Raw genomic sequence first — 12,873 nt, 5'->3', positions numbered from 1 at the left:
GGCGGGGCGCGGGGGCGGGCGGGGCGGGGGGGGGGGGCCCCCCCCGCCCCCCCCCACCACCGTGAGCCATCATCGGCGGCTGACGTTTCGGCAGTTACGCTGGCTCCCTCGTGAAACCGATGGAGCCCCCCATGCGCCTGACCCGTACCCCGTTGCTGTTGGCCTTGGCCAGCCCGTTGTGGCTGGCCGCCTGCAGTCCGTCGGCGCCGCCGCCGGCCGAGACTGCCGCCGCCGATCCCGCCCAGGGGCCGGCCACGACCATTCCGGAAGGCCGCCCGACGCCCGGTGATACTGTGCCGTCGTCCGGCCTGTCGCCGGATGCGGTCACTGCCGGCAGCCCCGCGCCGGATGCCGCTGCGCCTGCTTCGGGCGGTGCCACGACACCTGCTGCGGACGCCACCGCCACACCCGCCGCGCCGACCAGCGCTGGCACCCGCGATGTCCGTCAGCGCATCGATCAGGTCCTCGGCGATTCTGCCCAGTACGAAACGGTCTTCAACGCCTTCCAGAAAGCCGTCAATGGCGGCGATCGCGCCGCGGTGGTCGAGGAGGTTCGCTTCCCCTTGAACATCGCCAACGGCGCCAGGATCACCGGCCCCGGCGAGTTCCAGCGCAACTACGAGCGCATCCTGACCCCGGCCGTGCGCAAGGCCATCGCGGCGCAGAAATTCGACGACGTCATGGTCAACCAGCAGGGCGTGATGATCGGCGACGGCCAGGTCTGGCTCAACGGCAGCTGCCTGGATGCGGCCTGCAGCCGCACCGAGGTCAAGGTCGTGACCATCCAGTAAGCCGATGCAGCGCCTGAGCGCGCGTGAGTTGTGCAGGCTGCCGGCGATGCACCGGCAGCCTGCCAAGGCTCAGGCCTTCGGCGTGAGCTTGAGCAGCTTGCCGTTGCTGCCATCTTCCAGCAGCCAGATCGCGCCATCCGGACCCTGTTCGATCTCGCGGATGCGCTCACCCATGTCGAAGCGCTCGGCCTCGCGGGCGGTGTCGCCGTCGAAGGCCACGCGGACCAGCGCCTTGGACGACAGGCCGCCGATGAAGCCGCTGCCCTTCCACGCCGGGAACTGCGTACCGTTGTAGATGATGAAACCGGCCGGGGAGATCACCGGGGTCCAGGTCACCTTGGGTGCAGCGAACTCCGGACGGGTGTCGTGGTCGGGGATGTCGCGGCCGTCGTAGTGGCTGCCGTTGGAGACGACCGGATAGCCGTAGTTGGCACCGCGTTCGATCAGGTTCAACTCGTCACCGCCGGCCGGGCCCATTTCGTGCACCCACAGCTTGCCGCGTGCATCGAAGGCGATGCCCAGCGCATTGCGATGGCCCAGCGACCACACCTGCGCGGCCACGCCCCCCTGCGAGGCGAACGGATTGTCGGCCGGCACGCTGCCGTCGTCGTTGAGGCGGATCAGCTTGCCGAGATTGCCGCTCATATCCTGGGCGGGGTCGAACTTCTGGCGCTCGCTGGAGGTGATCCACAGTTTGCCGTCCGGACCGAAGGCGAGGCGGTGGCCGTAATGGCCCTTGCCGCTGACCTTGGGGGTCTGGCGCCAGATCACCTTGAGGTCTTCCAGCCTGCCGCTGCCATCGGCCGCCAGTGCCAGGCGTGCACGCGCCACCGCAGCACCGCGGGTATCGCCGTCGCCTTCCTCGGCGTAGCTGAGATAGATCAGCTGGTTCGTCGCGAAGTCAGGGTGCGGCAGCACATCGCCGAAACCGCCCTGGCCGCCGTAGGCCACCTCGGGCACGCCGGTGATGGTGGCGGTCTTGCGGGTCTGCACGTTGAAGTGCTTCAGCGCGCCTTTCTTCTCGGTGACCAGCAGGCTGCCGTCGGGCAGGAAGCTCATCGCCCACGGTTCGTCGAAGCGGGCGAACTCCGTGGCGGCGAATGGCCACTGGGCTTTCTTGAGGACCGGTGCGGTCGGGCTGGCCGTGTCTGCCGCGACACAGGCGGTGGTGAACAAGGCGGGGGTGAGACTGATGGCGAGGGTGAGCAACAGCTTGCGGGTCATGGAAGTCTCCGTCGGGGAGGCGATGGCCAGCCCCTGTTGTACACCATGGCCATCAACGCCGCGTGGACCAAAGGTCCTGCAGACATGACAACGGCGACCCGAAGGCCGCCGTTGTCGTCAGCGCCGGTGCGCTGCAAGCAGGCGCGATCAGGTGCCGCGCGGCACGCCTTTGTCCAGGTGCGCCTGGCGCAGCGCGGTCGATTCATCCCAGCCGCGGCGCACGGCAGTGCGGGCCTGTTCCCAGCTCAGCTTGCTCTGGCCATGTTCCTGCGCCCAACGGGACTGCAGCTCGGCTTCCACTTCTTCATACGCGCGGATCATATCGTCGGCACGGGTGCGATGACCGAGTTGATACGCGGGCTCGTAATCATCGAAGAACTGGTTGTTGTCGTAGTACGGTTCGCTTGGAAAGCGCTCACGCCAATAGTCCGATACGGCCTGGCGCGGGACACCGTCTTCCGGCACCCGGCCGGGAATCTGATAGTCAGTGCTCATGTGTTGGCTCCGGTTGGGTGAGGCTTCACCGTACCCAAAGCCGGGTTAACGTCATGGGCCCGCGAGGTGAATGACACATCAAGCGCCATTCACCTGCGCATCTGCTCAGCCCGGGTGATCGCGGCGCGGGAACATGTAGATCACCGCACCCACGGCGAACGCGATGCCCGCCGCAGCGATGTTCTGCCAGCTCGCACTGGCGAACAAGGCCAGGCACAACACCAGCGCCAGGATCGGAATCAGCGGGCCACCCGGCAGCTTCAGTGCACCCGGGCGATCACGGAAACGACGCGCCAGCACCAGCACCGCGGCGGCCGTACCGATGTAGGCGAACAGGCGCGTGGTCATCGACAACAGCGCCAACTGCACGAACGAACCGGACAAGGCCAGCGCCAGCGCGATCAGGCCCTGCGCGATGATCGCCGCCGCCGGTGTGCGCAGGCGCGGGTGCACCTGGGCCAGGATCTTCGGCCCGTAGCCATCGCGCGCCAAGGCGAACAGGAAGCGCGGGCCCATCATCATCGTGTTGCTGTTGGTGCCGAGGATGGAGATCGTCGCGCCGACGGTCAGGATCAAGGCGAGCGTGAGTCCACCGAAGCTGGCGGCGGCATCGGCCAGCGGCGTCGGCGAGCTGGCCAACCCGGCCAGCGTGCCCTGCGCGATGAACTGCACCGCGCCGTAGATCACGGTGACGGTGATGATCATGGTGATCAACGCGAACGGAATATCGCGGCGCGGGTTCTTGTACTCGCCGGCGGCCGCCGGAATGTTCTCGAAGCCGGCGTAGGCATACAGCAGCAGCAGCGCGGCTTCGCCCATGCGCTGCAGATCGTGCGGGTCCGGGCGCACGCCGGAGAAGGCCAGATCGGTATCGACGTAGAACACGCCGATCGCCACGAACAGCAGCAGCGGCAGCAGCTTGCCGATCACCAGGATCACCCCCGTGCGTGCCGCCGAGCGCACGCCGGCCACGTTCACCGCGGTGAGGAAACCGAGCGAGACGACGATGATCACGATGCGGCCGATGTCATGCCCGGCCCACGGCCAGAAGCGTGCCACCGCATCGGCCAGTGCATTGCTGAGCGCGGCGGCGGAGCTGATCCGGGTCAGCCAGATCATCCAGCCGATCTCGAACCCGGCAAACCGGCCGAAGGCCTCACGCGCATACAGATAGCTGCCACCGGGCTCGTCGAAGTAGCTGGCGGCCTGCGCATAGCAGAGCACCAGCAGCGCGACCACGATGCCGGCGGCGACCACGCCCCACAGACTGAAGGGGCCGAGCAGGGCAACGGTGGCGGCCGGCAGCAGGTAGATGCCACTGCCGATCACATCGTTGATCGAGAGCCCGACGATCTGCCAGCGGCTGACCGCGCGTTCGAGCTGCGGATCCGGCGGTGCGGTACTCAACGCACGCTCCCGGTCAGCACGGGCAGTTGCCACTCGGCCTGCAGGCGCTGGTACTCCGCACGCGGCAGCAGCACGAAGCGCGGCCGCGCGCTGGCATTCAACCAGGCCAGCAGCGTGGTCATCCGTGCAGGCTCCATCGCGGTGCAGCCGGCGGTGGCCTCACCGGGCGCGCGCCACAGGTGTGCGAAGATGCAGCTGCCACGGCCGGGCGTGGCCCTGGGGTTGTGCTCGATGACGAAGCCCTCGCGATAGCGCACGTCGCCCTTGTTGTGCAGGTCCAGCCGCATCGGCTCGGTCGAGCCTTCCACGGCCTCGGCGCCGACCACCTCCGCATCGACGATGCGGTTGTAGTACGGCGAATCCGGTACATCCATGCAGTAGCTGGTATCGCGCATCGGCTGGTAGGGCAGGCCGCTGGTGACGCCGGGCGCATAGCCGAAGGCCGGCCCGATCGCAAAGATACCGGCCGGGCTGCGCCCGTCGCCTTCCTGCTTCTGCGGCGTGCCGGCCTGGGCCGGATGCAGTCCCTCGCCCCACGCGCTGCCGCTGCGGCCCACGGCCACATCGAAGGCGGCGCCATGTGGCTGCCAGCCCGTGTCGGTGCGCTCGAAAGCCTGCAGCCTGCCCTGGGTGGCCTCCCAGCCTTCGGTGGTGACCACGACCAGCTGCGTGCTGCCCTCCAGCGTGGCGGCGAAAACGGGCGCGCTGACGACCAGCAACACGGCGGCGGTGACGGAACGGAACAGCGACATCATCGTGGCGGACTCCAGGGATCAGCTGTCGATCAGGTGTTCGATCCGTTCCAGGTTCACCCCGAGCTGGCGGTGGCGGTCCGGGTTGGCGTGGCACAGCAGGACGAAGACAACATCCAGCAGGGACTGCAATGAGGAACGGTACAGCAGTTGCGCCACGTGCGGCGCCGGGTCGTGGGCGCACAGCACCAGGCTGGCATCGGCATGCGCGCGCAGCGGGTTGGCGCTGTGGCGGGTGATCGAGACTACCTTGCCGCCCATGTCCTGGAACTGGCGCGACAGCTGGAACAACTGCGGCAGCTTGCCGAACTCGGAGAACACCAGCATCGCATCCCCGGGCCGCGCGGCCGAGAGGTTGGCCATCATCAGGATCGGATCGGCGTGGTGCACGGTGAGCATGCCGAGCAGCGACAGCCGCATGGCGAACTCACGCGCGTACAGGCCGTCATCGCCCAACCCGTAGACGAACACCTTGGGTGCCCCGTCGATCAGCTGCACGATGGCTTCGATGTCGGCCTGTGGATTGGCCAGCCAGGTTTCTTCTTCGGCGGCGGCTTTGCTTGCGCGCAGCCGCTCGGCGATCTGGGTGAAGCCGTCGGCCGCCTCCGGCGCGGGTGGCCGGCTGTGCGGGTCATTGCCGGCGCGCGCGACGGCCTCGCCGATGGAGTACTTGAGATCGGGGTAGCCCTTGAAGCCGAGCTTCTGGCTGAACTTGACCACGCTGGACTGGCTGATCCCCAATGCACTGGCCAACTGCTGGGAGGAGTAATCGCGCAGGAGGTGGGCGTTGTCGAGAATGAAGTCGGCGATGCGACGTTCGATCGCCGACATGTGGTCACGCTCGGAGCGGATTTTCACCAGGGGCGGCATGGGCACGGGTCAGGACCACCGCCGCGGCGTGATCATGTCCAGCCCACGCACCTCGGTGATGCCCAGCCCGGGCGCATCGCTGATGGTGATCTCCGATTCGTTGAAGTTGACCCCGCCGGTGACCGGGTTGAACTGGCCCAGTGACGGCCCGTCCAGATCCACCTTGGTGATGATGTCGCTCTTGGCGACGGCCAGGTGCACGGCGGCGGCCACCGAGATGCTCGATTCGATCATGCAGCCGATCATGCACGGCACGCCGTAGATCGCGGCGATGTCGGCGATGCGGATCGCGTTGGACAACCCGCCGGTCTTCATCAGCTTGATGTTGATGATGTCGGCGGCGCGCTGCTGGATCAGGTCGAATACCTGGCCGGGGTTGAACACGCTTTCATCGGCCATGACCGGCGTGTTGACGCGATCGGTGACGTATTTCAGGCCACTGATGTCGGCGGCCTTGACCGGCTGCTCCAGCAGCTCCAGCACCACGCCGGCTTCTTCCAGCGCATGCATCGCGTGCACGGCCTGCTTGGCGGTCCAGCCCTGGTTGGCATCCAGCCGCAGCAGGGCGCGGCCCTGCACCGCGGCGTGGATCGCCTTGACCCGTTCGATGTCCAGGCCGATGTCCTTGCCGACCTTGATCTTCAGCGACTCGAACCCGCGTTCGATCGCCGAGAGCGAGTCGGCCACCATCTTGTCGATGTAGTCCACGCTGATGGTGATGTCGGTGGTGATCACCGGGTCGCCACCACCGAGCATGCGGTACAGCGGCGCGTTGTGCAGCTGCGCCCACAGATCGTAGATCGCGATCTCCACCGCCGCCTTGGCGCTGGTGTTGCGTTCCATCGAGGTCTGGATCAGCCCGCAGAGCCGGTTGAGGTTGGCCACGTCCTCGCCGATCAGGCGCGGCTTGATGAAGCTGTCGATGGCCTCGATGATCGAGCCGTGGGTATCGCCGGTGATCACCGCCGTGGCCGGCGCCTCACCGTAGCCGGTGTGGCCGCTGTCGGTGCGGACCAGCACCACTACGTCTTCGACGGTGTCCACGGTGCGCAGCGCGGTCTTGAACGGGGTCTTCAGCGGCACGCGCAGCATGCCGAGTTCGATGTCGGTGATCTTCATTCAGGGGGTCTGTGGCCGAAGGCGCTGGATGTTGGTGATGCGGTCGATGTAGCTCACGGTATCGCTGGCCATCATCGGCTCCAGCGGAGTGACCGACACGCCGTTGAGATGGGCCTGCACGCGCTTGCCGTCCGCGCCGATCCAGCCGCCGCCGGCGGTGTCATGGATCAGCCAGGTGCGGCCGTCGATGTGGCCGATCGCCATCATCACGTGGCCGGGGATGTAGACCAGATCGCCGACCTGCAGCTCTTTTACGGCGGCGTCGCGCGTGGGCTTGCCGTCCTTCGCGGTGAAGGCGATGCGGTCCAGCGCGGGGCTGATCGCCTGCGCGCTGGTGTTGCGTGGCATCAGCACGCCCACGCTGCGGTAGATCTCCGAGACGAAGCCGCTGCAGTCGCGGGTGTCGTAATCGTGGCCCCAGCCGTAGCGTTCGCCGAGGAACTTGAAGGCCTGGGTCAGCAGTGTGCGCGGGGTCAGCGGCAGGTAGTCATCCGCAGTGTCCTGCGAACGCGGCAGCAGCGCCGGGATCAGTGCCAGGCGACCGTCGGCTTCGCGTACCGGCAGCCGCACCACATGCGCGGCATGTGCCTGCTGGCCATTGACGGTCTTCTCCAGCGGCCAGTCGGCGATCACCGGCAGGCGCACGCCCATGTCCAGTTGAAGCCGCGACACGCGCGGTTCCTCGGGCGTGTAGGCGGTGAACGCCGTGGCGCCGGTGACCACGCGGTAAGGACCGTGCTGACCGTAGCCGAGCACGGTCTCCGCATCGCCGATACCCACGAAGCGCCTTTCGATCCACGCCGAATACCGTTCGCTGGTGATGAACAGCCAGCGCCCGTCGGCGCTTTCATGCAGCACCGCCACCGCATCGCCGGGGAACAGCGCCGACTCCTGGAAGCGGTCGATATCGGTGTCGCCCTGGCTGCTGAACACCCGCAGCGCGGTCGGGAATGCCCGCAGCGCGGCACGATGGGTGACCAGGCCGTACTGGAGGGCGCGCTGCGCCGGTATCGCCTCCAGGGCGAGATTGGCCAGCGTCTCCCTGCGCTGCTGGTCGCTGATGGGCTTGCCATCCTGACCGTACAGCGTGCGCTGCGGCCACGTGGACAGCGACTGGATGCTGCCCAGCACTTGAGCACGGGGCAGTTGCGCCGGCAGCGCGCGGAGATCGTGGATCGAGGCGTCTTCGGCACGCATGCGGGCGTTCTGCGCGGCGATAGCTGCGCGATCAAGGATCACGCGGTCCGGATCGGGCAGGCGATCGGCCCAGAAGCCGGGCGCGAGATAGGCCTCGCGCAGGGCGATGACCCCGCCGAAATCGGCGGCGGGCGCAGCACGCGGCGCCTCGGCCCATGCCGGCGCCAGCGTCGTCGCAAGGACCGCCGCCAGTAAAGTGCGCGAAAGCCAGCGGGACCGCACGGGGCGGTGGGGGGAAGCCAGGATCATCACGCGGTCACCCTCCTCGGAAGCATCAGGAATATTTATTCCTTTTTTCGACGAAAGCAAGAATAAATTATTGACCGGCTATCAGGCCCGTGTTACACAGCGATTACCCCACCCGCACCTTGGGAAGTGTCGCCGTGGATCCTGTGATGCGCAAACCGCGATTGCCTCTGCCTGCTGTCTGGTGCCTGTGCGCTGGTCTGCTGACAACGCCGTGGGGGCTGGCCGCTGCGCCGGCCGCGCTGCCGACGGTGATCGCCGGGATCGACCGCGGTGCGTTCGCGCAGGCCGAGGCCGACATCGCGACGGCGTTGCAGGATCCGCGCCTGCCGGCAGCCGATCGTCAGGCCTATGCCTTCGAGCGCGAACGCATGCGTCGCATGCGGCTGGACTTCACCCTGGACGCGTCGGCTGCCAAAGCGCAGCTGCGCAAGCAGATCCCCGACCTCCACGATGACGACTTCGCGCGCTGGGAGGCGGCCGGCCTGATCGAACATCTGGATATCGATGGCCAGCGCCGCTACTTCAAACGCGCGCCGTCCAATCTGTTCCGGATCAGCGCGGAAGCACGCGCCCGGCGCGCACCCGGTGCCCCGGTGCCGAAGGATGGCCCTTACGAGCATCTGCACCCGCACCACGAAGAGATCGTCGCCGCCGCCCGCGCTACCGGCGCGACCAGCCTGGTGCCGCGCCGCATCGAGGTGACCCAGTCGCTGGTGGTCAAGCCCGATGCCGTGCCTGCCGGCGAAATCATCCGCGCGTGGATTCCGTACCCGCGCGCCATCCCCGGGCAGCAGCAAGACATCACCTGGATCGCGGGTTCACCGGCCGGCGCGCAGGTGGCGCCTGAAGCCACCCTGCAGCGGACCGCCTACCTGGAGCGCAAGGCGGTGGCCGGCACGCCCACGGAGTTCCAGATCCGCTACGCAGTGACTGTGTACGCCCGGCATATCGAGGTCGATCCGGCCAGGGTCCAGCCCACGCCGCAGGATCCTGCGCTGAAGCCGTACCTCGCCGAGCAGGCGCCGCACATCGTGTTCACCCCGGCGCTGCGCGCGTTCTCGACGAAGGTAGTCGGGACGGAGACCGATCCGTACCGGATCGTGCAGAAGCTGTTCGACGCGGTGGACGCCATTCCGTGGGCCGGTGCGCGCGAGTACGCGACGATCGCCAACATCAGCGATTACGCCCTGCACGCCGGCCATGCCGACTGCGGGCAGCAGACGCTGCTGCTGATCGCCCTGTTGCGCTTGAACGGGATTCCCGCGCGCTGGCAGTCCGGCATGGTCTATTCCGATGATGCGGTCGGCTACAACAACCTGCACGACTGGGGCGCGGTGTATCTGGCGCCGTATGGCTGGGTGCCGATGGATGTCACCACCGGGCGGTTGGACAGCCCGCAGCCGGCGTTGCGCGATTTCTATCTGGGCGGGCTGGATGCCTATCGCATCGCCTTCAACGACGACTACGGCCAGCCGCTGGTGCCAGCCAAGCAGCACGTCCGCTCGGACACAGTGGATTCCCAGCGCGGTGAGGCCGAGTGGTCCGGCGGCAACCTGTACTTCGATCAATGGAATTACGACGTCCAGTCGCACGTGGTGCCACTGGAGGCAACGCGGTAAACAGCGGTATCCACGATTCCACATCTGCAGGAGAGAGCAGGGAATGAATGCAAAGCGATTGAAGCGTGCGGCGGTGTACGCCGCGCTGGGGGTGTGTCTGGGCAGCCTGGTGCCGATAGGCGCCTCGGCACAGAACGTCAGTGGTGCCGTGGCCGGCCGTGCGACGGCCGGTGACCAGGTGACGGTGGTCAGCAACGGCACCGGCCTGACCCGCACGGTCACCGCCAGTGCCGATGGCAGCTACCGCCTGGGTCAGTTGCCGGTCGGCGATTACCAGCTGCAGCTCAGCCGTGATGGCCAGAAGCTGGGTGAGCCGTTCGCGGTGAGCGTGGCAGTCGGCGGCACCACCACCGTCAATCTGGCCAGCAGCGGTGACGTGGTCAACCTCGATGCGCTGCAGGTGATCGGTGCCCGCGTGGTCAACCGCGTGGACGTGTATTCCACCGAGACCTCGTTCAACGTCAACCGCCAGGAGCTGTCGCGTCTGCCGGTGGCGCAGGATCTATCGGCAGTGGCATTGCTGGCACCCGGTGTGGTGGGCGGCAATTCCTCGTTCGGTGGCCTGTCCTTCGCCGGTTCCTCGGTGGCAGAGAACGCGGTCTTCATCAACGGCTTGAACGTCACCGACATGTACACCCGTCGTGGCTTCTCCAGCGCGCCGTTCGGCTTCTTCAACGAATTCCAGGTCAAGACCGGTGGCTACTCGGTGGAATTCGGGCGTTCCACCGGCGGCGTGATCAATGCGGTGACGCGCTCGGGCACCAACGAGTTCCAAGGCGGCGTGGAAGTCACTGCCGAACCGAGCGCGCTGCGCTCCAGCCCACGTGACCACTTCCATCGCGACGGCACGCCGCATTCCTATGCCAGCCGCGACGACAGCTCGTTCCTGAAGACCAACGTCTGGGGTTCCGGCCCGATCATCAAGGACAAGCTGTTCCTGTTCGCGATGTATGAAGACCGCGACGACACCGGCCACAACACCTCCTCCGACGCACTGAGCTGGTTCAAGAACAAGAGCGACAACGGCTTCTGGGGCGCCAAGCTGGATTGGAACATCAACGACAACCACAGCCTGGCGCTGCTGGCGTTCTCCGATGAGGGTGAGATCACCAACGGCGCGTACAACTACGATTGGGATGATGATCAGATCGGTGCGTGGGGCGGCGATTCAGTCACCGAGACCGGTGGCAAGAACTGGTCGGCAACCTACACCGGTCACTTCGGCGAGAACTTCACCGCGCGTGCCATGGTGGGCGAAAACAACCAGCGCGCCTTCACCAACTCCTCGCTGGATGAAGCGTGCAGCCCGGTGTTCACCGACGCCAGCTATGCGTCACGTCTGGGCAAGCTCAACGGCCTGCGCCCGGGCTGCCACCCCACCGGCGCCGCCGTTGCCGAGCGCGATGACACGCGCGAAGTCGCGCGGTTGGACTTCGAATGGCAGCTGGGCACGCACCTGCTGCGCTTCGGTGTGGACCGCGAGCTGATGACGACCAAGCAGTCCACGCGTTACCCGGGCCCGACCCAGCTCAGCTACACCGCCTACGTCGCCCGGCCGGGCGATGAAGTGTGGGATGGCGCCAACGCCTATGTGCCGGCCGGTGTGACCGAGATGCTGCGCGCACGCAATCGCGTGTCCGGCGGCACCTTCGAGACGGAAGCCAACGCGTTCTATCTGGAAGACATCTGGAACATCACCCCGAACCTGATGTTGAACCTCGGCGTGCGCTGGGACCGCTTCGAGAACCGCACTGCCGACGGCGATGCCTTCATCAAGATGGACGACCTGATCGCGCCGCGCTTCGGCTTCTCGTGGGACATGAAGGGCGACGGCAGCACCAAGCTGTTCGGCAACGCCGGCCGCTATTACCTGCCGGTGACCAACAACATCAACGTCAACTTCGCCGGTGGCCTCACCGACGAGTACTCCTACTACGTGCTCAACGGCTGGCAGCAGCAGGCCAATCCGGTCACCGGTGCGCCGTACATGGCCCCGGTCATCGGCCAGCAGATCGGCCCGGTCGATACCCGCATGAACACCGGTGCGGCCGACCTGCGCCAGAGCGTGGACAAGGATCTGAAGGCGGTCTACCAGGACGAGTACATCCTCGGCTTCCAGACCATGATCAACCAGGCTTGGTCGTGGGGCGTCAACGCCACCTACCGCAAGATGGACCGCGCGCTGGATGACATGCGCATCAACCACACCCCGTGCGGGCCGACCGGCACCACCCTGTGGCCGATCGCCAATCCGGGCGAGAGCCTGACGATCTGGGGCGACTCCAGCATCGGCTGCGCCACCGAGGGCTGGATCACCATTGATACCTCCAAGGATGGCTACCGCAAGGGCGGCAGCCTGGAGGTGGTGGGCTATTCCAAGCCCAAGCGCACCTACAAGGCGCTGGAATTCCAGATCGACCGCGCGTGGGATGAGAAGTGGCTGTTCAACGCGTCTTACCTGTGGTCGCGCAGCGATGGCAACTTCGAAGGTCCGGTCAATTCGGATACCAACTACGGCGACACCGGCATGGTCCAGCACTGGGATCATCCATCCAACAACCAGCGCTATGGCCCGCTGTTCAACGACTTCCGCCATCAGTTCAAGTTCCGCGCCGCCTACGCGCTGAACGAGCAGTGGTCGTTCGGCACCACGCTGCAGGTGCTGTCCGGTGGCCCGATCACCGCCTTCGGCGTGATGTGGCCCAACGACACCGTGGCCGGCGGCAGCACCTCCAGTGAAGGCAGCGGCGGCGGTACCGGCTGGCTGTGCGTGGCCAACTGCTCGGGCGCGTACAACCAGCGCCAGTTCGAGTACAGCCCACGCGGCGCCTTCGGTCGCCTGCCGTGGACCTGGACCATGGGCGCCAACGTCACCTGGCGGCTGCCGGTGGAGGGCATCGACCTGAGCGCACGCCTGTCGGTCTACAACCTGTTCAACAACCAGACCGTCATCAACGTGCACCAGCGTTATGAAGCCCAGCCGGGCCAGGTGCGTGAGAACACCTTCAACACCGGCACCCGCTGGCAGGCACCGCGTTACACGCAGCTGATGGTGACCTGGAACTTCTGATCCGTCCCGTGCGTGGCAGGTGCCGACAGTGCGTCGGCACCTGCCTTCACCGCCATACGGTAGGTACCGACCGGTGGTCG

The 12,873-nt window shown here is 66.7% G+C and carries 10 protein-coding genes; 3 read left to right on the top strand and 7 right to left on the bottom strand.

From position 1 onward, the window contains the following. Positions 1 to 131: 131 nt before the first annotated feature. Positions 132 to 791, top strand: coding sequence for a hypothetical protein (locus tag QMX81_RS18660; RefSeq protein ID WP_282263706.1), 660 nt, complete (start codon positions 132 to 134; stop codon positions 789 to 791). A gap of 69 nt (positions 792 to 860) precedes the next feature. On the opposite strand, the gene QMX81_RS18655 is transcribed toward QMX81_RS18660, so the two are convergent. The 7 genes from QMX81_RS18655 to QMX81_RS18625 form a co-directional block, all read right to left on the bottom strand. Continuing rightward, complete coding sequence (locus QMX81_RS18655) at positions 861 to 2,015, bottom strand: PQQ-dependent sugar dehydrogenase (RefSeq protein ID WP_121042285.1); 1,155 nt, start codon at positions 2,013 to 2,015, stop codon at positions 861 to 863. A 147-nt stretch (positions 2,016 to 2,162) separates the two neighbouring features. Next, the gene (locus QMX81_RS18650; RefSeq protein WP_121042287.1) at positions 2,163 to 2,510 is read right to left on the bottom strand and encodes a hypothetical protein; all 348 of its coding nucleotides are present in this window, start codon (positions 2,508 to 2,510) and stop codon (positions 2,163 to 2,165) included. 105 nt (positions 2,511 to 2,615) lie between these two features. Next, on the bottom strand, positions 2,616 to 3,917 hold the full coding sequence (locus tag QMX81_RS18645) for an amino acid permease (protein WP_282263701.1): 1,302 nt from the start codon (positions 3,915 to 3,917) through the stop codon (positions 2,616 to 2,618). Next, the gene (locus QMX81_RS18640) at positions 3,914 to 4,672 is read right to left on the bottom strand and encodes a L,D-transpeptidase family protein (RefSeq protein WP_282263699.1); all 759 of its coding nucleotides are present in this window, start codon (positions 4,670 to 4,672) and stop codon (positions 3,914 to 3,916) included. Before QMX81_RS18640 ends, QMX81_RS18645 begins: the two co-directional genes overlap by 4 nt. A gap of 18 nt (positions 4,673 to 4,690) precedes the next feature. Continuing rightward, positions 4,691 to 5,539, bottom strand: coding sequence for a MurR/RpiR family transcriptional regulator (locus QMX81_RS18635; protein ID WP_121042293.1), 849 nt, complete (start codon positions 5,537 to 5,539; stop codon positions 4,691 to 4,693). A 9-nt stretch (positions 5,540 to 5,548) separates the two neighbouring features. Beyond that, positions 5,549 to 6,658, bottom strand: coding sequence for a dipeptide epimerase (locus tag QMX81_RS18630; RefSeq protein ID WP_121042295.1), 1,110 nt, complete (start codon positions 6,656 to 6,658; stop codon positions 5,549 to 5,551). Continuing rightward, positions 6,659 to 8,077, bottom strand: a complete 1,419-nt coding sequence (locus QMX81_RS18625; RefSeq protein WP_282263696.1) for an SH3 domain-containing protein — start codon at positions 8,075 to 8,077, stop codon at positions 6,659 to 6,661. It lies immediately after the preceding gene. Between the two features lie 161 nt (positions 8,078 to 8,238). On the opposite strand from QMX81_RS18625, the gene QMX81_RS18620 reads away from it, so the two are divergent. Together QMX81_RS18620 and QMX81_RS18615 are read left to right on the top strand one after the other, a co-directional pair. Further along, positions 8,239 to 9,723 carry a transglutaminase domain-containing protein gene (locus QMX81_RS18620; RefSeq protein ID WP_282263694.1) on the top strand — a complete coding sequence of 495 codons (1,485 nt, stop codon included), beginning with the start codon at positions 8,239 to 8,241 and terminating at the stop codon, positions 9,721 to 9,723. Between the two features lie 43 nt (positions 9,724 to 9,766). Continuing rightward, on the top strand, positions 9,767 to 12,793 hold the full coding sequence (locus QMX81_RS18615) for a TonB-dependent receptor (protein ID WP_282263692.1): 3,027 nt from the start codon (positions 9,767 to 9,769) through the stop codon (positions 12,791 to 12,793). Positions 12,794 to 12,873: the final 80 nt, after the last annotated feature.

It is taken from the genome of Stenotrophomonas sp. PS02301, from assembly GCF_029959485.1.
Classification (GTDB): domain Bacteria; phylum Pseudomonadota; class Gammaproteobacteria; order Xanthomonadales; family Xanthomonadaceae; genus Stenotrophomonas; species Stenotrophomonas maltophilia_Z.
The sequence above is the reverse complement of the archived record's forward strand: the minus strand, read 5'-3'. Positions and strand labels throughout refer to the sequence as shown.